Source organism: Salinicola sp. CPA57 (genome assembly GCF_003206035.1).
In the GTDB taxonomy this organism is placed as follows: domain Bacteria; phylum Pseudomonadota; class Gammaproteobacteria; order Pseudomonadales; family Halomonadaceae; genus Salinicola; species Salinicola socius.
In genome coordinates this window covers 1-20265 of sequence record NZ_PZJR01000011.1, presented here as the reverse complement: position 1 = coordinate 20265, position 20265 = coordinate 1, and the positions used below count along the sequence as shown (strand labels likewise).

17 protein-coding genes are annotated in these 20265 nt (G+C 61.4%); 6 read left to right on the top strand and 11 right to left on the bottom strand.

From position 1 onward, the window contains the following. Positions 1 to 5: 5 nt before the first annotated feature. From DOM36_RS12315 to DOM36_RS12305, 3 genes are all read right to left on the bottom strand, one after another. A complete protein-coding gene (locus tag DOM36_RS12315; protein ID WP_075571455.1) occupies positions 6 to 974 on the bottom strand; it encodes an iron ABC transporter permease in 969 nt (322 codons plus the stop codon). Between the two features lie 122 nt (positions 975 to 1096). Beyond that, the gene (locus tag DOM36_RS12310; RefSeq protein ID WP_110643265.1) at positions 1097 to 2035 is read right to left on the bottom strand and encodes an ABC transporter substrate-binding protein; all 939 of its coding nucleotides are present in this window, start codon (positions 2033 to 2035) and stop codon (positions 1097 to 1099) included. A gap of 119 nt (positions 2036 to 2154) precedes the next feature. After that, positions 2155 to 4116, bottom strand: coding sequence for a TonB-dependent receptor (locus DOM36_RS12305; RefSeq protein ID WP_110643264.1), 1962 nt, complete (start codon positions 4114 to 4116; stop codon positions 2155 to 2157). Positions 4117 to 4364: 248 nt separating this feature from the next. Between DOM36_RS12305 and DOM36_RS12300 the strand changes: the two genes are divergently transcribed. From DOM36_RS12300 to DOM36_RS12285, 5 genes are all read left to right on the top strand, one after another. Beyond that, positions 4365 to 5315 carry a LysR family transcriptional regulator gene (locus tag DOM36_RS12300; protein ID WP_110643263.1) on the top strand — a complete coding sequence of 317 codons (951 nt, stop codon included), beginning with the start codon at positions 4365 to 4367 and terminating at the stop codon, positions 5313 to 5315. 147 nt (positions 5316 to 5462) lie between these two features. Then, positions 5463 to 5624: a hypothetical protein gene (locus DOM36_RS20105; protein ID WP_157958636.1), complete on the top strand. Its 162-nt coding sequence runs from the start codon at positions 5463 to 5465 to the stop codon at positions 5622 to 5624. Positions 5625 to 5766: 142 nt separating this feature from the next. After that, a complete protein-coding gene (locus tag DOM36_RS12295; RefSeq protein ID WP_075571451.1) occupies positions 5767 to 5985 on the top strand; it encodes a DUF1656 domain-containing protein in 219 nt (72 codons plus the stop codon). After that, positions 5985 to 6980 (top strand): HlyD family secretion protein, encoded by a 996-nt coding sequence (locus tag DOM36_RS12290; protein ID WP_110643262.1) that lies wholly within the window; start codon positions 5985 to 5987, stop codon positions 6978 to 6980. The genes DOM36_RS12295 and DOM36_RS12290 overlap by 1 nt, the downstream gene beginning before the upstream one ends. 5 nt (positions 6981 to 6985) lie before the next feature. Beyond that, positions 6986 to 9049, top strand: coding sequence for an FUSC family protein (locus DOM36_RS12285; RefSeq protein ID WP_110643261.1), 2064 nt, complete (start codon positions 6986 to 6988; stop codon positions 9047 to 9049). 54 nt (positions 9050 to 9103) lie between these two features. On the opposite strand, the gene DOM36_RS12280 is transcribed toward DOM36_RS12285, so the two are convergent. The 7 genes from DOM36_RS12280 to DOM36_RS12250 all read right to left on the bottom strand — a co-directional run bounded on the left by DOM36_RS12280 (position 9104) and on the right by DOM36_RS12250 (position 16546). Beyond that, the gene (locus tag DOM36_RS12280) at positions 9104 to 10138 is read right to left on the bottom strand and encodes a proline racemase family protein (RefSeq protein ID WP_110643260.1); all 1035 of its coding nucleotides are present in this window, start codon (positions 10136 to 10138) and stop codon (positions 9104 to 9106) included. A gap of 17 nt (positions 10139 to 10155) precedes the next feature. After that, on the bottom strand, positions 10156 to 10863 hold the full coding sequence (locus DOM36_RS12275) for an ABC transporter ATP-binding protein (RefSeq protein WP_348626406.1): 708 nt from the start codon (positions 10861 to 10863) through the stop codon (positions 10156 to 10158). 59 nt (positions 10864 to 10922) lie between these two features. Beyond that, positions 10923 to 11699, bottom strand: coding sequence for an ABC transporter ATP-binding protein (locus DOM36_RS12270; RefSeq protein ID WP_075571448.1), 777 nt, complete (start codon positions 11697 to 11699; stop codon positions 10923 to 10925). A 9-nt stretch (positions 11700 to 11708) separates the two neighbouring features. Continuing rightward, positions 11709 to 12737 (bottom strand): branched-chain amino acid ABC transporter permease, encoded by a 1029-nt coding sequence (locus tag DOM36_RS12265; protein ID WP_232823818.1) that lies wholly within the window; start codon positions 12735 to 12737, stop codon positions 11709 to 11711. A gap of 2 nt (positions 12738 to 12739) precedes the next feature. Continuing rightward, a complete protein-coding gene (locus DOM36_RS12260; protein WP_075571447.1) occupies positions 12740 to 13654 on the bottom strand; it encodes a branched-chain amino acid ABC transporter permease in 915 nt (304 codons plus the stop codon). A 134-nt stretch (positions 13655 to 13788) separates the two neighbouring features. Continuing rightward, positions 13789 to 14910 (bottom strand): branched-chain amino acid ABC transporter substrate-binding protein, encoded by a 1122-nt coding sequence (locus DOM36_RS12255; RefSeq protein ID WP_075571446.1) that lies wholly within the window; start codon positions 14908 to 14910, stop codon positions 13789 to 13791. Between the two features lie 337 nt (positions 14911 to 15247). Next, the gene (locus tag DOM36_RS12250) at positions 15248 to 16546 is read right to left on the bottom strand and encodes a hypothetical protein (protein ID WP_110643259.1); all 1299 of its coding nucleotides are present in this window, start codon (positions 16544 to 16546) and stop codon (positions 15248 to 15250) included. A 311-nt stretch (positions 16547 to 16857) separates the two neighbouring features. Here DOM36_RS12250 and DOM36_RS12245 point away from each other — a divergent pair, with 311 nt between their 5' ends. Further along, on the top strand, positions 16858 to 19413 hold the full coding sequence (locus DOM36_RS12245; protein WP_110643258.1) for a membrane-bound PQQ-dependent dehydrogenase, glucose/quinate/shikimate family: 2556 nt from the start codon (positions 16858 to 16860) through the stop codon (positions 19411 to 19413). A 331-nt stretch (positions 19414 to 19744) separates the two neighbouring features. Here the strand turns inward: DOM36_RS12245 and DOM36_RS12240 are convergent, their stop codons facing one another. Beyond that, complete coding sequence (locus DOM36_RS12240) at positions 19745 to 19945, bottom strand: hypothetical protein (RefSeq protein ID WP_075571444.1); 201 nt, start codon at positions 19943 to 19945, stop codon at positions 19745 to 19747. Positions 19946 to 20265: the final 320 nt, after the last annotated feature.

Below are 20265 nucleotides of genomic sequence, written 5' to 3'. Positions count from 1 at the left end.
CGGCATTACAACGCGGGCAGGCGATGTGCACGAACCACCGCGATCAGCACCGGCGCACCGACCAGCGCGGTAATCACGCCTAGCGGCATTTCCGAGGGCGCGACCAACAGCCGCGCCAGGATATCGGCGCAGAGAATCATGATCGGCCCCAGCGGTAGCGCCAACCACAGGGAGCGGCGAATATCGGGGCCCGCCAGCGCGCGAGCGACGAACGGCACCACCAGCCCCACGAAAGCGATCGGACCGGCAACCGCCGTGGCCGCACCGACCAGTATCGCCACCGCCACGACACACAGCAGCCGAATCCAGCGCGGGTGATGCCCCAGGCCGACGGCGACCCGCTCACCGAGGGCCAGCGCCGCCAGTGGACGAGCGATCATGATGACCAGAGCACCGGCAAACAGCAGACTCGGCAGGATGGCGCGAAGATCATCGAGTCTACGCCCGGCCAGACCGCCGATGACCCAGAAGCGGATCTCGTCGGCACTGCGCTGATCGACCAGCAGCAAAAGCGAAGTCAACGCACCCAGCAGCCCCGACAGAATCGCTCCGGCCAATACCAGCCTGACCGGATCGTTACCGACGCCATTGACGCGCGCCATCAGCAGCACGAACAGGCATCCGGCCAGAGCGCCGAGCTGCGCCACGGAAACACGTAGCGTGGCCGCGCTGGCGCCGAGCACCAGTGCAATCGCCACCGCCAGGGCGCTACCCGCGCTGACGCCGAGAAGCCCCGGCTCGGCCAGTGGATTGCGGGCCACCGCCTGGATCAACGAGCCCGCTACGCCCAGTGCCATGCCCACCGCCATGCCGACCAGCATGCGAGGCAAGCGTAACGATTCGACGACGAAACGCGCCTCGTCGCTACCGCCGCCGAATAGCACCGACCCGGCATCGAGTGGGCCAACGTCACCAGCTCCCAGAAGCAGGCTCGTCACGCTGACCAGCAAGAGGCTGGCCAGCAGGATGAGCATCAATTTGGAGAGCGACGATCGTTTACCGAGAGACGAGCGTCCATGGGAAATCGGTTCAGTCACGGTGTGTCGTCATGAAGTCTAGCGGCATGGAATCGAATTCCGGGTTCTGGCATCAGTGATCACTGCGGCAACATGCCCTCGATGTCGTCGAGAATGCGCTGCGCGGCGATGGGCCCCGAGGCACTGGTCCACAACTGGCCGTCCACAGGCACCACGTGGCCCTGCCGAACGACGCTCAGGCGTTCGAAGGCTGGCGACTGGCGTGCAGATTCCAGCGCCGCTTCGCCGTCATCGTTCAACGTCGCCAGGAACAGCCAGTCGCTATCGAGACTCGACAGGCTCTCGAGACTCAGCGAGTCGCTGTGCGGCCGTCCGGCCTTGACCACACCGCCGTCTTTCACGTCGAACCCGGAGGCCGCCAATAGCCCCGTCGCGAACAGCTTGTTCGACATCACCAACGGGCCATTCGCCATCCATCGCGCCACGGTGGCGGTAGTGTCGCCATTGGGTTGACGTTGTGCAAGCGATTGAGAACGATTTTCAACCGCCTGAATCGCGTCATCGACCGCTTCCTCGCGCCCCAGTGCCTTCCCGAAGAGGCGCGCCTCGTCTTTCCAGGACTCCGGCTCGAAACCTTCGGTTCTGGGTACCACCGTTGGCGCTATCTGGGACAGCAGCGTGTACTGCTCCTCGGGTAGACGTGACGAGGCCAGAATCAGATCCGGCTTCTGTGCCACGACCGCTTCGATGTTGGTCTCGCGCGCCGTTCCGACGATCGCGACACCGGCTGCAGCGTCGCTCAAGTAGTCTGCCACGCCTTCGCCCCCTCGCGTTGCCACTGCACCGAGTGGCGTCACGCCCGCCGTCAGGGCGGTATCCAGCGCCCCTTCATAAAGCGTTACCACGCGCTCGGGCTGGCCATCGATTTCGATATCGCCGTACGCCGTATCCAGAGTACGCGCCTGGGCTTGCGGGATCAGGGCAGCCTGCGCCAATGCGGCCAGGACGATTGCAGCGCAAAACAGCACGCCGCCACGAGAGTGAGAACGAATCTGCATCAATGATTTCCTGTCTAGCGAGTTCATGGAATAGAAAGCCGGCATCGGCCTGTTGCGATGCCGGACATGTCTTACGCTGCCCTAGAGGATGATCCTCTGTGGGTAGTTTTCAGGCGGCGTCATATTTCGAGATCGATAGCGAGCCAGTAGCGACGACCGTCTTCGACCAGGCTGTAGGTGTCGTAATCGATCCGCTTGTCGAAGACGTTGTAGACGCCGAACAGCAATTTGGCTTGCGGGGCGATTCGCCAGGACCCACCGGTGTCGACCAATGTATAGGAGGGAATGGCATCGGTGGAGCCGGAACGCCCCGACGCCACATACTCTTCCTGGTCGCCGCGGAACGTCAGTCGACCCCAGCCGCTGAATCGACCGGCAGGATCCCAGTCCAAGGTGGTGCTCAGCAGGTGCCTGGGCAGCTGCGTGAGCTGCTCCCCTTCCGCCTCGCCGGACTCCTGTTCGGAATCGGTATAGGTGTAGCTCGCCTTGGCCGACAGCGTCTCGCTCAGCGGACTTCCCAGGGTCAGCTCGACGCCTTGCGTATAAGCCTCGTCGATATTGACCCGGGTCGTGGGACTGCGGCCATAGCTGTTGTCGGGCTCCGACGCACAGGGGGCGCCCACGGCCGTACAGGGAACCCGGCTGATCTTGTCCTCGAAGTCGTTGCGGAACAGCGTGATCCCGCCATTGAGTCCGCTGGGCCGACCGTAGAGCAGGCCGATCTCCTTGGTGATCGAGGTCTCGGGCTCGAGATCCGGGTTACCGTAGGTATTGCCGCCACGACTGACGGCCCCCCAGTCCGGCGAGAGATCGCGTACGCCGGGCGCCTTGTAGCCCGTCGAGACGCCACCCTTCACTGTCCACAGCGGCGCTGGATTCCAGACGCCGTAGAGACGCGGACTGAAGTGATTGCCGAACTCTTCGTTGTCGTCCATGCGCACGCCGGCGGTAACCGAGAAGGTATCGGTGAGGTAGTACTCGTCCTCGATGAACAGCGCCCACTGGTACATGTCCAGTTCGGAGAGCTCGGAGATTTTGTTAGTCGTGGTATCTTCCAGCTCCTCCTTGGAGTAGCTGGCGCCCACGCTCAGCGTATGCGCGCGAAAAGGCATCGCCAGCTGCGACTTGGCCTCGGTATTCTTGACCGTGATGTCTCGCCCCTCGTTTTCGGTCTCTTCCTGCTGCACATACGTGGTCGAGGTGCCGATGCCCCAGCGCCCTTCATGACGCAGCGAGTAGCGCTCTGTCTCATTATCGGATTCACTAGGGACACCGCCCGCTTCGACGGTCTTCCCGACGTTCATCTCGCGCTGCTGCCTGGTGCGACCGGCTTCCATCATGAAGTCATGGTTCTGGGTCGGCGTGAGCGTCACGCGCGCCGTGCCGTTGACCAGTTCCTTGTCCTCGTAGCCGTCGACGATGTCGTCCTCCTGCCGCGTGCTGTAGCGGCCGAAGACCTGCAGGCCCAGCAAATCATCGACCAGCGGTCCGGTGGTATAGAATTCGGTCTGCTGAGCATCGCCGGAGTCCCGATCTTCCTGGATCGTCGCTCCCAGCCGCAGATTGGCATGCCATTCGTCCTGGACTTTACGCGTGATGACGTTGATCACCCCACCGATGGCATCCGATCCATAGAGCGTCGACATCGGCCCACGAATCACCTCGATCCGCTCGATGGCATAGAGCGGCGGCAGCCAATCCTGCTCGAATCCGGCGCTACCGTTGGGGCGCGATTCACGTGTACTGACCGGCATGCCATCGACCAGGATCAAGGTATATTCGGCAGGCATACCGCGGATGCTGATGTCGGCGCCGTTGTCCCCCGACCCGCCGCCCGTCACGATGACGCCGGGCACGTCAACCAGCGCATCGGTCACATCGCGGTACTGACGGCGCTCGAGCTGTTCGCGTGAGATCACGCTGATCGAAGCGGGTGCACTGGTCACCTGCTGCGCGTAGCCCGCGGCCGTGACGACCATAGGGTCCAGCTCGCTCTGGGCATGGCTATGGTTCGCAAACCCGACGGCCCCCGCAGCCGCCAGTGTGAGCGCTGAAAAACGTAATGGCGTTGAAAACGTCATTGCTGGTTCCCTTGATAAGACGAGTCCGAATGAGCAAGCGGCTCGCACGGCCGAAAATCTTAATACGAATATTTATCATTTAGATTCTTCCATATTGTCCACATAAAATCTCGCGACAGGCCGTTGCGTTTTTCGCAACCTTCGGAAAGATCGCCCCGCGACGCTAAAAACCGTTAAGGTTTCTGATAACCATTGCCATCTGACTGGAAACTCGTTCAGTGCCAACACCAGGCTCCCCAGGAAAATCCATGTACGATCTCGAGGAACTCAAGACTTTCATCGATGTGATGGATTCCGGCAGCCTGACTGCCAGCGCCCGACGTCTCGGCGTCGCCAAATCGACCTTGAGTCGGCGAATCGCTCATCTCGAGACTCAACTGAGTCAGCCATTACTCAGGCGACAGGCCAATCGCCTCCTGCCAACCGAGGCAGGCAGTCTCTTCCTGGGTTATGCGCGGGAGATGTTGCGTATTGCAGAACAGAGCCAATTGGCGCTGGACGATCTGAAGGCGGAGATCAGCGGCGGACTCGTCATCAAGGTTCACTCGGCTTTGGCACGTAGTTTCATGGCAAGGCAGGCGGAACTCTTTCTGAAGCGACATCCCAAGGCCAGCCTGGAGATTCGGACGCTCCGGTCGGCTCCTACGCTGCCGGACGGCAGCGCTATCCATCTTTGGGTCGGTACGGTGGCCGAATGCGGCTTGCGTCAGGAAACGCTCGGCTGGATTACACGCGGCGTCTATGCCAATCCCGATTATCTCCTTCATCGAGGAACGCCCAGCCACCCGCATGAGCTGAAGAATCATGCCTGGATCGATCTGCTCGGTGATACCGAAAGCGGAATGACGCTGGACCATCCGCATCACGGCCGTTATCACCTGCCGTCGGCCGACAGCCGGTTGCGCGTCGATCAGTTGGCACTGCATGCCGATGCCATTGCGCGCGGCCAAGGCGTGGGGCTGATGCCTCACTGGATGGCCGAGCGTCGTTTGCAGCATCATCCCGATACTCTGGTGCAGTGTCTGGGCGAATGGCAGGCTTCTCCCTTGCCGGTCACGTTGCTTTATCCCTACGGCCATCAGCCGCGCAAGATCGCCACGCTGATCGATCAGTTGCGCCAATCGATACCGGCAGACTGGCAGCGCGATACCGTAGGTATGTCAGCTGTTGATTCGCCGGATTCCGCTACCGCTCACTGAAGAGTGTCCCACCACCCACTGCCTCTGGAGACATCCATGATGGCGTCAAACCCTGTGGACATGGACGATGCGATGCGATAGGTCATCGAGCGCTATCATCAGCGCATCGAAGAGGAAAAGCGGGGCCAAGGCGGCCGTCATCGTCACATGGCGACCGGTCCGGCATCCGGACGCCTGATCAACCTGCTGGTGCGTAGTCTTGAATCGCCACCGATTCTCGAGCTGGGTACATCGCTGGGGTACCCGACGATCTGGCTGGCCGACGCCGCCCGTGCCACCGGGGGCCAGGTGACCACCATTTTCACATAGGGTCGGGCGCCCCTATTCCGCCATTTCCAGTTAGACTGCAGTGAATGCGTGATAGCTAGAGACGTCACACTTCTGATGCCAATCTCAATAGCGTGCTAGCATTTATTGCTTGTCGTATAACGTCACTGCCAACAGGAACGATATGGGTCTTCAGGAAATCGCCGTTGGCGGAATCTTTCTCAGTCCACTGCTGATCTATGCCTTCTGCGGCTTCATCGCTACCATCGTTCTGCGCTCGCTGCTGCACTGGGTAATTGGCCAGCGCGCCCTGTGGTATGAAGCCTGGTTCGATGTATCGCTGTTCGTGCTGATCACTGCCGGCATCACCTTTCTGTTTTCCGTCCTGCCCGAGAGTACTTGATGCGCAATTCGCTACGTATCCTCCTGACCCTCGTCGTCGTCGCGATCGCCGTGGCCGCCGGTATCTGGCTCTGGAATTACTACCTCTTCACGCCCTGGACCCGGGATGCGCGCGTGCGCGCGGAGGTCGTCACCATCGCCCCGGACGTCTCCGGCTGGGTACGCACGCTGAACGTCAACGACACCGACTTCGTTGCCAAAGGCGATACCCTGTTCGAGATCGACGAGGCTCGTTACCAGGCAGCGCTGGACCAGGCCCAGGCCACGGTGGAAAACCGCGAGGCCACCTTGAAACTGCGTCAGACGGAAGCCCAGCGTCGCAATCAGTTGAGCAGCCGCTCGATCAGCGCCGAGGATCGTCAGATCGCGCAGATCAACAGTCGGGTCGCCGCCGCCAATCTGAAGCAGGCCCAGGCCGATCTGGCGAGCGCCAGGCTCGACCTGGAACGTACCCGAGTCGTGGCACCGATCAGCGGTCATGTACTCAATCTGCAGCTCGCCGCCGGCAACTACGTGACTCGCGGCACCTCGGTCATGGCACTGGTGCAGTCGAACTCCTACTACGTCATGGGTTATTTCGAAGAGACCAAGATACCGTCGATCCGGGTCGGCGATTCGGCCGAGGTCATCCTGATGAACGGTGACACGCACCTGCGTGGTCACGTCGCCGGCATCGGCAGAGGCATTGCGGACACCAATACCAGTCTCAACAATCAGCTGTTGCCGCAGGTCCAGCCCACCTTCAACTGGGTACGTCTGGCGCAGCGAATCCCGGTTCGCATCACTCTGGACGACATTCCGGACGAGACGCTGCTCAGTGCCGGCATGACCGCGACCGTTCGCGTCGACGCGGCGGACGGCAGCCGGTCCGACGAGCGTGTCGACGCGCCGGTGAGTACGACGACGTCCCGGGGCGTGGCCGCCGACCGACGTCCCACCGAGCAGGCGCAGCAGCCTGACCCAAGGCCGGACGACACCGCCGCCGATTCGCCGTGAGTACCATGCCACCACTCGTCAAGACCTATCTGACGCCCGATGTGACGGCGGTCAAGTTTGCGATCAAGACCACGCTGGCGATGATGATCGCGCTCTATCTGGCCCTCTGGTTCAACCTCGACCGGCCTTACTGGGCGTTGATTTCGGCGGCGTTCCTGCAGATCCGGCCGATGAGCGGCATGGTGATCGAAAAAGGCATCTGCCAGATCAGCGGCACCCTCATCGGCGCGCTCGCGGGCATCCTCATCATGGCGCTGTTTGCGCAGGCGAGAGTGCCTGCACTGATCACGCTGACGCTATGGATCATGCTGTGCACCTACGTCGGCTCGCTGTGGCGCAACAACTATACCTACGGCTGCCTGATGGCTGCCGTCACCGCCATGCTGATCGTGGTGATCTCGAATGGCAGCACGCCCGGCGGGATCTTCGACATCGCCGTGGCACGCCTGTCGGAACTGGGGCTGGGCGCCATCTGTGCCACCCTGATCAGCTCGCTGTTATGGCCTTCTCGAGTGGGCAAGCATCTCTCGGCGCAGGCCGACACCGCGATCAACGAAGCGTTCGAGAACGCCGCCCTGCGCCTGGAGGCAAGCGACGACATCCCTGCGATGCAAAAGGCGTTGCGAGGCAGCCTCGGCCCGCTGACGGTGCTGGAAACGGACAGCCAGGCGGCGCGCTTCGAAGGGCCGGAGGGGCCGGGGCGCATCCGCGCGACTCACGTCCTGACCCGACGCACGCTGCGTTTTCTGGCCAATCTGCAGGCGCTGCATCAGATGCTTCACGATCACGCCGACAGGCTGGACCCCCGCAGCATCGAGATTGCGCGCCAGGTCGCGCAAGGCTTCCGTGAAGCGGAACACGTCAAGGGCGTGCCCAAGGCGCGTCAGGAGCTGCAGGACCTTCGCCATCTGGTGCATGAAAGCGATGAGCAAGGCATGGCGCCGCTGGACCGACGCGCACGCCTGGGACTGCGGGAATCGATCGGCCATGCCATGGTGATGCTGGACGCCCGCGAGGCGATCGCCTCGCCCGGTACGCACAAGCTGCGATCGGCCTCTCTGGCCTGGCATCGCGATCACCTTGCCGCCGGCATCAACGCATTGCGTTCCGGTCTCGTTTTCGGTTCGCTCGCCATGTTCTGGATTCTCACCGCCTGGAGCAGCGCGATGGTCGCGATGCTGCTCGGCACGCTGTTCTCGTCGTTCTTTGCCAGCCGCGACAATCCGGTCGCGATCACCATGATGTTCTACAAGGGCATGCTCGCGGCCATTCCCAGCGCGTTTCTGTTCGGTCACGTACTGCTGTCGCAGGCCAACGGCTTTCCGATGCTCGCCATGCTGTTCGGCACGCCGCTGTTCCTGGGGCTGCTGGGCGCGACCAACCCGGCGACGATGGGTTATTGCCTGGCTTTCACCATCTTCAATATCCTGCTGACCATGCCCGGCAACAACATGGACTTCTCCTTCGACAGCTTCGCCAACCGGGCGGTTGCGGTGATCATCGGGCTGACCTGCGTGGTGATGGGTTTCCGGCTGCTGCCCGGTCTGGGCACGCGGCTGCGTCGCCGTCGTCTGATCAATGCGATCTCGCGGGATATTCATCACCTGCGGCGGCGATCGATACGCGATGCCGAGACCCGCTTCAGCGGACACATGGCCGATCGTATCCTGCAACTGGCGCAGCACGACGACATGCTTCCCGAGGATCAGCGCCATCTGTTCATTCTGGGACTGACCGGGCTGGATCTGGGCACCGCGACGCTGCGCCTGCGCGATCGTCTCGACGATGCGCCACACCCGCTGATTCGGCGAGCCCACCGCCAGCTGCTGCGAGCGCTGGCCAGCGGCTTCGAGGAGAGCGCCAACGGCCGCCAGCCGCAGGGAGTTCGCGAGGCGGGCAAGCGACTGGACGCGGCCATCGCCACCCATGGCAACGTTGCCGCCGATCGTCGCGTGCTGCTGGAAGGACTGGTCGAGCGACTCGAACTGGCGCTGGAGCGCCTCGGCCACATCATGGCCGAGCGGCCACGTATCAAGCCCGACCGCGAGCCCGATACCGTCACCTCCTGAGCCGTCATTCTCCCGATCGAGGGCAGACGGTTGCTGCCCGGGCCGTCGAGCTGGTCAGCGACCGATTCGGGGCCAGGTGTCGGCGAGCCGGTAACCGCCCGGCCAGGGATCATGAGGATCAAGCGTATGCTGATGAGTTCCGGTGATGAAAGCACGCCCGCGAATCGACGGCATCACCGCCTCCTTCCCGCCGACGCGGGTGGTGCCATCGAGCCTGCAGTAGAAGCGTGAATCGATGATCGACTCGCCGATGAAGGTTTCGCCCTGTTTCAACCTGCCCTGAGCGTGCAGTAGCGCCATGCGTGCCGAACAGCCGGTGCCGGTGGGAGAACGATCGAGCTTGCCCGGCTGTATCGCTACCGTGTTGCGCCCCAGCCAGGCATCGCCTTCGCGGCTGAGCGGCGCGGCGATCTGGCAAAAGGAGACGTGCCGCCAATCAGGATTGGTGGGATGGCAAAAGCCGAACTGCGCATTGACCGCATCGGTGATGCGAATGCCGGCTTCGACCAGATCCCGCGCTTCGTCCGGTACCAGTCTGAAGCCCAGATCCTCGGCATCGACGATCACGAAACTGTCGCCGCCGAATGCCGTATCGACACGGAGCGTGCCGAGCCCTTCCACTTCGAGCTGCAGATCGCGCCGATCGACGAACGCCGGCAGGTTGCGCACCGTGACGTCCACCACCCGGCCGTTCTCGCAGCGCGCCACGGCCTCGATGACACCGCCGGGGGCCTCCAGCACCAGATGCGTCTCCGGTTCCTGCATCGGCAGAATGCCGGTCTCGAGCAGGACAGTCGCGACGCACAGACTGTTGGAACCGGACATCGGCGGCGTGTCTTCCGGCTCCATGATGATCCAGCCCATCTGCGCGCGCGGGTCCTTGGCCGGCACCAGCAGATTGACATGCCGGAATACGCCGCCTCGGGGCTCGTTGAGCATGAAGTGGCGCAGGGTCTGGTCGCGAGCGATCCAGCGAGACTGCTCCCACAGCGTCTCTCCGGGCGGTGGCGCGACGCCACCCACGATGACGTCCCCCACCTCGCCTTCGGCATGACAGCTGACGCTATGGATCACGCGATTCGTCTGCATGGGAGCTCTCCCGTCGGCTACTCGCCGACGCCCAAATAGGCCTTCACGATCGACTCGTCCTGCCGCAGCTTGGCCGCCTCGCCCTGCATGCGAATCTCGCCGTTCTCGATCACGTAGGCATAGTGCGCCAGACGCAGCGCCAGACGTGCATTCTGCTCGACCAGCAGAATGGTGCTGCCGGCTTCGTTGAGACGCTTGATGATGCGCATGATGTCGGTCACCAGCTTCGGCGCCAGGCCCATCGACGGTTCGTCCAGCAGCATCACGCTGGGACCGTGCATCAACGCGCGCCCCATGGCCAGCATCTGCTGCTGTCCGCCGGAAAGCAGCGAGCCATCCTGGTGACGGCGTTCATGCAGAATCGGGAACAGGCCGTAGACTTCATCGAGCCGCTGTCGTCGGAGCGCGTTGTCCTTGACCGTGAAGGCACCAAGCTCAAGGTTCTCCTTGACCGTCAGCCCGCGCAGAATGCGCCGCCCCTCCGGAACATGAACCACACCGCGGCGAGCGATCTCGTGGGCCGCCAGCGTGGCGATCGATTCCCCTTCGAGCAGGACATCTCCCCGCTGCGCCCGCACCAGCCCGGAAATGGTCTTGAGCGTGGTCGATTTCCCGGCGCCATTGCTGCCCAGCAGGGTCACGATCTCTCCCTCATGGACATCCAGTGACACGCCTCGCAGCGCCTGGATCTGACCATAGAAGGCTTCGACATCGCGAATGCTCAGACGCACCTTGCCCGGACGCGTGGTGCTCGCAGCGGCCTCGGGTTGAGTGATGGTTTCGGTCACAGTGCCAGCTCCTCGTCGTCCTGACCGAGATAGGCCTCGATCACTCTGGGATCGTTCTGCACCGCCTGGGGGTCGCCCTCGGTGATCAAACTGCCGTGATCGAGCACGCTGATCCGCTCGGAGACATTCATCACCAGGCTCATGTCGTGCTCGATCAGCAGTACGGCAACGCCGCGCTCGTCCCGGATGCGCCGGATCAGTTCGATCAGCGCCTGTTTCTCGCCACTGTTGAGGCCTGCCGCCGGCTCGTCGAGCAACAGCAGCTTAGGCTCGGTGGCCAGGGCGCGGGCGATTTCGACGCGGCGCTGGTGGCCGTAGGCGAGGTTGGTCGCCAGCCGATCCTGATGCCCCAGCAACCCGACGAAATCGAGACATTCAAGGCTGGTCTCGAGAATCTGGCGCTCCTCGGCGCGCTGACTCGGTAGCCGGAGAATGGCGGCGATGGCACCCGATCGCGTCCGGCAGTGCTGCCCGGCCATGACGTTCTCGAGCACCGACATTTCCCGGAAAAGGCGGACGTTCTGGAAGGTCCGCGCGATGCCCATTCGGGTCACCGCGTGTGGCTTGCGCTTGAGGATGGCGTCGCCATCCAGAGTGATAACCCCCTGCTGGGGACGGTAGAATCCGGTAATCACATTGAACATCGACGTCTTGCCGGCACCATTGGGGCCGATCAGGCTGTGAATCCGCCCCGCGTCGACGCCGAAATTGACATCGTGCAGTACGGTGTTGCCGGCGAAGCTCAGCGACACCTGTTTCAGTTGCAGCAGCATCGCATCCCCCTAGGAACGTTTCTCGGGCCAGATACCGCTTGGCCGGAACAGCATGATCAGCAGCAGCAGCACGGCGAAGATCAGCAGTCGCAAGGTGCCGAAGTCGCGCAGCAACTCGGGGCCCAGCACCACGATGAATGCGCCCAGAATGACGCCGGGTATCTTGCCCATGCCGCCAAGCACCACTGCCAGCAGAATCAGCACCGACTGCTGGAAGCTGAAGCTTTCCGGCGAGATGGCGCCCAGGTTCACCGAGAAGAAGATCCCGCCGATCGCCCCGAAGATGGCGCCGATCACGTACGCCGCCAGCTTGGTCGCGACCCGGTTGATCCCCATCGCCTCGGCGGCATCTTCATCGTGCCGGACGTAGAGCCAGGCCCTGCCGAGACGCGAATCGAACAGCCGCTGGCTGGCAAGGTAGGCCAGCACCGCCAACACCACGAAGACGTAGTAGAAGTCTATCGAGCTATCGATGTGCCAGCCGAACAGCGACGGTTCCGGAATGTGCGAGAGGCCGCTGGCGCCACCGGTGATCTCCAGGTTGCGCGCAGTGAAGCGCACGATCTCGCCGAAGCCCAGGGTCACGATGGCCAGATAGTCGCTGCGCAGACGTAACGTCGGCCCGCCGATGATCACGCCGGCCAGCGCTGCGGCCATCAGGGCGAAGGGAATCGCTGCCCAGAAATTGACGCCGAACTGCTGCGTCAGGATGCCGACGGTGTAGGCGCCGACAGCGAAGAAGGCGGCGTAGCCGAGATCGAGCAGACCGGCGTAGCCCACCACGATGTTGAGACCCAGGCACAGCACCACGTAGAGCAGCGCGTTGGTCAGGATTACCGTGGTGTACTGGCTCGAGATCCATGGCGTGACGATCAGAATCGCGAGAATCGTGAGGTGAAGTGCGCGCCGCCGCCCTGGCGACTCGAAAGCCACATAGAGGCGCTGGAACAGATTGCGCGGCCTGGGTTCATGAAGATCGGGTTCATGAAGATCGGGTTCGCGGGCGTCCGGGTTCGTGGGTGGCGAATGTTTGTCCATGTTCACATCCTCTCCACTTCGGATTTGCCGAGCAGGCCGGTGGGTTTGAACACCAGCACCAGGATCAGGATCGAGAAAGTGAAGACGTCTTTCCACTCGCTGCCGATGAACGGAATATGCGTCCCGAAGGACTCCAGCAAGCCCAGTATCAGGCCGCCCAGCATCGCCCCGGTGATGCTGCCGATGCCACCGATCACCGCGGCGGTGAATGCCTTGAGCCCGATCAGAAAGCCCATGAAGTACCAGATGCTGCCGTAGTAGGCTCCCGCCATGGTGCCAGCGGCTGCCGCCAACCCGGATCCAATGAAGAAGGTCACTGCGATCACGGCGGAGACGTTGATCCCCATCATCCGGCACATGTCCTTGTCGATGGAGACGGCGCGCATGGCTCGTCCATAAAGCGTCCTGGAGACGAACAGCTCGAGCGCGATCATCAACAAGGCGGCGATCGTGACGAGGACGATCTGGTTATAGGAAAGAAAGAGATTGCCGAGGTTGAAGCCACCGAACCCAAGGTCGGTGCTGAAAGCGGTGTACTGACCACCGGTGAGCGCCAGCGCTGCGTTCTGCAACACCAGCGACACGGCGAGCGCGGTGATCAGAATCGATAGCCGGGGGGCGCCCAGCATCGGGTGATAGGCCACGCGCTCGATCACGACCCCCAGGCAGCCAACGGCCAGCATCGCCAGCAGCATGGCGACGAAGATACCGAGCCAGCCGGCACCGAGAAACCCGGAAACCAGTGAAAGGCCGCCGAAGCCTGCGAAGGCCCCGGTCATGTAGAAATCGCCATGGGCGAAGTTGAGCAGTTTGATGACCCCGAACACCATGGTGTAACCGAGCGCCACCAGGGCATAGAAAGAGCCCAGCACCAGCCCATCGACGAGCTGCTGCAAGAAAGAGTCGTACCAGGTCATGGGCGTATGTCTCTGGACAGCGAAAAGCGGAAAAGGGAAGACGAACGCGCCGCAACTTCGCTTGCCGCAGCGCGTACCGCCATCACCGGTTCGAGTCTGAGTTCGAGATCAGACGCGAACCGGGGAACTAGCCGTCACTTCTCGTAACGGGTCCACTTGCCACCCTGGCCCTCGAGTACCACGAAATTGCTGCGCGCCAGCGTATGTTGTGGCGTGAAGGAGATCGGACCAGCCAGCCACTCCTGCCCATCGGCGCTGTTCAGCGCCTTGATGATGGCATCGCCATCGGTGGAACCGGCCTTGTCGATGGCCCAGGCCATCAGCTGCAAGCCATCGTAGGCGAGCGGCGCGTACGGCCCCGGCGCGTTGTCGAACTTGGCTTGGTAGTCGCTGGTGAACTGTTTGGCAGCCGGCAGAAAGTCGGCCGTCGGATTGGAGAATGCGAACACGCCTTCCGCCGCCTGACCGGCGATATTGAACAGTTCCGGCGAGTTGGAGCCATCACCCACGGCGATGGTGCCCTGGAAGCCGCGCTGGCGCAGCTGGCGAATCAGCAGCCCGCCATCGGCGTAGTAGGCCGTCCAGAAGACTGCTTCGGCACCAGAGCCGCGGATCTTGTTGACCAGGGCGGAGAAATCCTGCTCCCCCTTGTTGACGTATTCGAAGGCCGAAACGGTATGGCCAGCGCCGGTCCAGGCGTCGCGAGTCAGGTTGGCCAGATCCTGAGAGTAGGCATCGCCCTGATTGACGATGGCCAGCTTCTCGATGCCCTTGCCCTCGAAGAAGTCGAGCGCGGTCTTGGCCTGATCGTCACCGGTGGAGTTGATCATCACCGCGTTGCCCGGGTTGGCCGGAATCAACTGGGTGGAGTTGGCCGCCACGATGACGAACGGAATATTGGCGTCGCCGTAGGTCTTGAGCGTTGGCTGGGTGGCACCGGAGCAATAGCCTCCCACGACACCGACGACTTCCTGCGAGGCCAGCCGGCTAGCGGCGTTGACCGATTGCTGTGGGTCGCAGGCCGTGTCTCCGGTGACCAGCTCGATCTGACGTCCATTCAACAACCCGCCGTCGGCATTGATCTCGTCGGCAGCCAGCATCATGGCGTTGTACATATCCTTGCCGTAGGTCGCTTCGGACCCGGTCGTCGGCACCTGGACACCGAGAGTGATAGGCCCGTCCTGCGCCAGGGCCAGCGAACCCACGGCCAGATTGACGACGGCCGCGGAGGCGATCAGTTTGAGAAATTTACCCATACGACGATTACTCCCTTCAGCGATTATTGTTTATTCGTACTGCAAAGGGGTCGGGCTAGGCGCCCTTCCGTTGTCGAGTCGCATCGACGGCGACGTCGCTTCATCCTGCCATGGAAAGTTACATTCTGACACTATGCTTTTCGTAGACACTAGGCGTTTTGTATAAAATATACAAGACGTCGCGCCAAGGCTTTGCGTCCACGATTACGCCAAGTCAATGACCGGCGTCGATACCGGTGATGCCAGACAAGGCCGGCTGATGGGTTCGAAAACAGGAATCCAAAAAAGCCCCCGGCAGCAATGCCGGGGGCCTGGTCAATCGAGCGTAGCGCCGGAATCAGTAAGTGATGCCGAAGTGACTCTGGAAGCTGGTATGCCAGCCGTCATCGACCGGCGAACCAAAATAGTTCAGCCCGTTCTTGTTGGTCACGACATCGAACCAAGCGTAATAACGGCCGGCTGTCAGCTTGAAGCCGATATCATTCAGCATCGGATCCTTCATGTCGCCGTAGCCGCCGTTGACCGCGGAAAATTCGTCGGAGGGATCGATATAGCTGAAATCGTTGAAGAAGTAGACGTTTTCCACCGGTCCCCAATCGACATCCATGCTGTAGGCCAGACTCACCGAGTACATCTGGCCTTCCGCCGGGATCAGGTAGTTGAACCCGAAGGCACCGATCTGGACAGCAGTGTCGGAAACACCTTCATTGTCGGCGAAACTGGGATTCTTCGCGTTGAATTCGTAAGTTGTGGCCTGCAGCTGTGTCAGCCAGTTGCCATAGCTGCCGTCCAGCCCCATTGCCACGGCCCAGCTATCGCCGCTCTGATGAGTATTGTTGTTGTAGAGCTGGCCTCCCTTGGCGGAAAGATTGACCTGCGTGGTGTAATCGCTTCCCTGGTTGAAGGTGTAGGCCACACGCCCGGCAAGCTGGTTCTCCTCGGTATTGCCCTGGGTGCCGCTACCAATGGCGTTGGCCCCGTAATGCTCGTTACCGTCGCCCAGTTGATCGCTCTTGAAGAAAGCCAGGCTGGTATCCCAGGCACCCTGACTGTGGTCCCACTTGATGCCGGCGTCCTGGTTATCGTTGAAGCCTGCCAGATACGGCAACGTGCCATACCAGCCGAGATAGCCGTAATCCATGTTGCCGAACGGCGTCTGGACCAGGCCGAGCTTGACGTTGTCCTCACTGCCGAACTGGTAACCTGCCCAGGCATGGTGCAGGAACTGATAGCCGTCGTAGAAGCGATACTGAAACGAGTAGGAGAGCGGTCCCTCGCCACCCTCCATGCCTAGAATGAATTTTCCGAAATTCACATCCCCGGTCGTGTCTTTACTGGTCTCGCTCCAGTCGTTGAAGGTATAGCCCAGTTCGACGGCGCCGCTGAACTGCGGGGTGCCAACCTCGTCCAGCAGCGAGCGGTTGTCTTCGGCTATTTCACGCGTCCGGGTATTTTCCTCCTGCTGACTGGCCCGCTGTTCGCTCAATTGCTGCTGCAGCTGCTGAACCTGTTGCTGCAACGCATCGAGCCGACGCTGAATCGCTTCGTTATCTTGAGAAGTTTGCGCGAGCGCCGGCTGGACGCACGCCATCATGCCCACGGCGAAGCCGAAGGACCGAAAGGTTCCTAGAGTCAAGTTGTCGTTCCCTTGTCCGAATGTCGAAAGTCCGAATGTCGGAATCTTCAGAGAAGCCATTAATGGCTATTGTTGGATGGCTTCGCATTCACCGTAACAAATCTGTTACCTAGCTTAAACCTTTGTCGAACAAGGAGCTTTTGGCAGGAAAGCCGCAGAGCCACACTGAATGGCGTTTCGAACTGAATTCATCGCCAGCTTGAATTACCATGACTACCCTTACTTCATGCGACAGCTTGTCGCAGTAGGTAATTGATCGCATCGGAGTCTGTGATCAACAGTGTCAAATATTTCATTCAAGGGAGAGTGCAGTGGCTACTACCACTTCTTCCGGCGGTGCTGGCAGTGTTTTCGCCAAACTCGTCGGGATCATCGTCGCGCTTGTCGGCCTGGCCTTAGGCTCAGGCGGCGCGTATCTGGCGACATTAGGCGGTTCCTGGTATTACCTGGTCGCTGGCGTGCTGATGCTGGTTGCCGGCATCCAGCTGTTTCGCGGGCGAGTTTCCGGGGCCGGTATCTACGCTGTCGTGTTCGTGGGTACGTTTTTATGGGCCGCGTGGGAGTCGGGGCTGAATTACTGGCGCTGGATTCCTCGACTGGACGTGGTATTGATTCTGGCCATCCTGGTCGCATTGATCACTCCCGCGCTCAAGAACGGCCCTTCACGGAAGACCGGGTTGTCGCTTGCGGGCGTCCTGTTTCTAGGGCTGGTCGTTGCCGGAGCGCTCGCCTTTCTTCCCAATCGCGGATACCAGCACCTCGAGGATGTGCCGGCGATCGCCGATGAGTCCCTGTCGACCGATGTAGGGGATGCACAGCCAGCCGATGCCCCCGCCGATGAAGACTGGGCCGCCTATGGTCGTGACTCGGCTGCCACGCGATTCTCGCCGGCAGATCAGATCACGCCGGATAACGTCGGCGATCTCGAGGTAGCCTGGCAGTATCGCACTGGCGATGTCCTCGATCATCGTTGGGGGGCCGAGACCACACCGCTGAAAATTGGCGACGACGTTTTCCTGTGCACGTCGCGCAACATCCTGATCTCCCTGAATGCCGCAACGGGCGAAGAGAACTGGCGTTACGATCCCCAGGTTTCCGAGGACGCCATCCCTTACACCGCGGCATGCCGCGGCGTGACGTATTACGAAGTCCCGGACGCTCGGTCGTCGACCGGCGATGATCCCTCTGCGGATCCAACTGCTCCCATGGCCGCCGATGATGAACAGAGCGACAGCGACGACCAGGCCCCGGTCAGCGAAACGCAGCCGAGCGAGCCTGCGGTCGCAAGCAACGACGATCAATCCTGCCAGGCACGCATCATTTCCGGCACGCTGGATGGTCGCCTGATCGAAGTCGATGCAGCGACCGGTGAGCCGTGTACAGACTTTGGTGACAACGGCCAGGTGGATATCAAGCGCAATATGGGCGAGACCCCGGATGGCTATGTCTCCATCAACTCCGCCCCCGTCGTCGTGCGCAACGTTCTCGTCACCGGCCATCAGGTCCTGGACGGTCAGCGTCGCTATCCGCCGTCCGGTGTGATCAAAGGCTATGATGTCGTGACCGGCGAGCTGTTGTGGGCCTGGGATGCCGGCCGTCCCGACCAGAGCGAACCGCTGACGGGCAACGAGACTTACGTCCGTGGCTCTCCCAACATGTGGACGACCGCCGCCGGCGACAGCAAGCTGGGACTGGTTTATCTACCGATGGCCAACAGCGCTGCCGACTACTGGAGCAGTTCGCGGACACCGGAAGAGAACGAGTGGGCCAGTTCGATGATCGCACTCGATGTCGAAACCGGCCTGCCCAAATGGCATTTCCAGACGGCTCACAAAGACGTCTGGGACTATGACCCCGGTTCACAGCCAACGCTGATCGACTTCCCCACCGGCGATGGCAAGGTGCCGGCGCTGGTGATGCCGACCAAGCAAGGCGAGATCTATGTTTTCAACCGTGAAACCGGCGAACTGCTGGGCGGCGGTGCCGAGGAGCGCCCGGTTCCCCAAGGTGGTGCCGAGCCGGATCAACGTAGCGAGACTCAACCGTTCTCGCTCTACGCAACGCTGCGTCAGCCGGATATCGACGAGAAGGACATGTGGGGCATGACCCCGTTCGATCAGCTGTTCTGCCGGATCCAGTATCGCCAGGCGAGCTGGAAGGGCATGTACACACCGCCGACTGCCGAACAGCCTTGGATCCAGTACACCGGTTATAACGGCGGCTCAGATTGGGGTAGCGTGGCAATCGATCCGCACCGCGGAGTGATGATCGCCAACTACAACGACATGCCCAATTACAACGAGCTGGTGCCGCGTGATGTGGCCAACAAGCTGGGATGGGTGCCGCGCGAGGAGCAGAAGGAAGACAGCGGTGGCGCCGAGGGTGCCGGTGATCCTCAGGCCAATACGCCTTATGCGATCAACGTCAACGCCGGCTGGCGTGTGCCCTATACCGGCATGCTGTGCAAGCAGCCGCCGTACGGCCACATCCGTGCTATCGACCTGGCCAGTGGCGATACCCTGTGGGACCGCCCGCTGGGTACGGCTCGCGCCAACGGCCCGTGGGGCATCCGTTCAGGGCTACCCATCGACATCGGCACACCCAACAATGGGGGGTCCGTCGTGACTGCCGGGGGTCTGATCTTTATCGCGGCAGCGACAGACGATCTGATTCGTGCCATCGATATCGAGAGCGGCGAGACGGTGTGGCAGGCTCCGCTTCCGGCGGGCGGCCAGGCCAATCCGATGGTGTACGAAGCAGACGGCCGTCAGTACGTCGTCATCGTCGCCACCGGGCATCACTTCATGGAAACGCCCTCCGGTGACTATGTGATCGCCTATGCACTGCCCAAGCGTGATGACACCTGATCGCCAGGTTTGACCAGTGATATGCCGCTGCCGGGGAATGCCGGCAGCGGCAATGGCTCAGTAAATCGTGATGCAACGGTATGGCAATAGACAGCGGGCGGCAGTGTCTCGACACGGCCGCCCATTTTTATCGTTGGATGGAAATCATCCGGGCCACGGCCTCGAAGTAGCCACAAATGCCACCCGGCCTCCAATCAAAAAAGCCCGGACATCGTATTCATGATGTCCGGGCTTGATTCGCTTATAACTCACCTGAGTCGCATGTTCAGGTAAATCATGGCTGCCAACGCAGGGTTTTTTCATTACATCCTACGCCGACACCATGACGATATTAATTCTGCGCGTCTTCTGACTGCTCCTGCATTTCGTCGCCAGCATCATCCATCGCATCGCCTGCATTGTCCACGGCGTTATCGACCGATTCTCCAGCTTCTTCGGCTGGACCTTCGTCGTTGTCACAAGCCACGACGCCAAATGCCATCAGGCCCAACAGCATGGCCATTGCCATCTTCTTCAATAGGTCGGTGCGCATCTCGCATTCTCCTGAGCAATTGCTTCCATGTATTTGCCCTAACACCATAGCTTCAGATTGCGGAATCAGCCAACTTCTCAGCTTCCCTTCCCCAATTTCTCCTAACTTTTCAACTCTGAACACGTAGCTGTCGGCGCTTGGCGTCAGTAACGACAACATTGGTACACGTGATGATCAACGCCGGAGAACACCTCGGCAACCAAGGATCACACGGCTCGCCAGGGCGAACTTCGGTCGATATGGTGCCTAGCCTTGGACCTGTTCCGATGGCGTTTCGAACCCTTATCCCGAGCCTCAAAACTGGGCCCAAATGCCGGGCA

Bases quoted from the DNA above. Each gene is read 5' to 3' on its own strand.
- DOM36_RS12315 (WP_075571455.1), bottom strand. From the start codon at position 974: ATGCTCATCCTGCTGGCCAGCCTCTTGCTGGTCAGCGTGACGAGCCTG.
- DOM36_RS12310 (WP_110643265.1), bottom strand. From the start codon at position 2,035: ATGCAGATTCGTTCTCACTCTCGTGGCGGCGTGCTGTTTTGCGCTGCA.
- DOM36_RS12305 (WP_110643264.1), bottom strand. From the start codon at position 4,116: ATGACGTTTTCAACGCCATTACGTTTTTCAGCGCTCACACTGGCGGCT.
- DOM36_RS12300 (WP_110643263.1), top strand. From the start codon at position 4,365: ATGTACGATCTCGAGGAACTCAAGACTTTCATCGATGTGATGGATTCC.
- DOM36_RS20105 (WP_157958636.1), top strand. From the start codon at position 5,463: ATGGCGACCGGTCCGGCATCCGGACGCCTGATCAACCTGCTGGTGCGT.
- DOM36_RS12295 (WP_075571451.1), top strand. From the start codon at position 5,767: ATGGGTCTTCAGGAAATCGCCGTTGGCGGAATCTTTCTCAGTCCACTG.
- DOM36_RS12290 (WP_110643262.1), top strand. From the start codon at position 5,985: ATGCGCAATTCGCTACGTATCCTCCTGACCCTCGTCGTCGTCGCGATC.
- DOM36_RS12285 (WP_110643261.1), top strand. From the start codon at position 6,986: ATGCCACCACTCGTCAAGACCTATCTGACGCCCGATGTGACGGCGGTC.
- DOM36_RS12280 (WP_110643260.1), bottom strand. From the start codon at position 10,138: ATGCAGACGAATCGCGTGATCCATAGCGTCAGCTGTCATGCCGAAGGC.
- DOM36_RS12270 (WP_075571448.1), bottom strand. From the start codon at position 11,699: ATGCTGCTGCAACTGAAACAGGTGTCGCTGAGCTTCGCCGGCAACACC.
- DOM36_RS12265 (WP_232823818.1), bottom strand. From the start codon at position 12,737: ATGGACAAACATTCGCCACCCACGAACCCGGACGCCCGCGAACCCGAT.
- DOM36_RS12260 (WP_075571447.1), bottom strand. From the start codon at position 13,654: ATGACCTGGTACGACTCTTTCTTGCAGCAGCTCGTCGATGGGCTGGTG.
- DOM36_RS12255 (WP_075571446.1), bottom strand. From the start codon at position 14,910: ATGGGTAAATTTCTCAAACTGATCGCCTCCGCGGCCGTCGTCAATCTG.
- DOM36_RS12240 (WP_075571444.1), bottom strand. From the start codon at position 19,945: ATGCGCACCGACCTATTGAAGAAGATGGCAATGGCCATGCTGTTGGGC.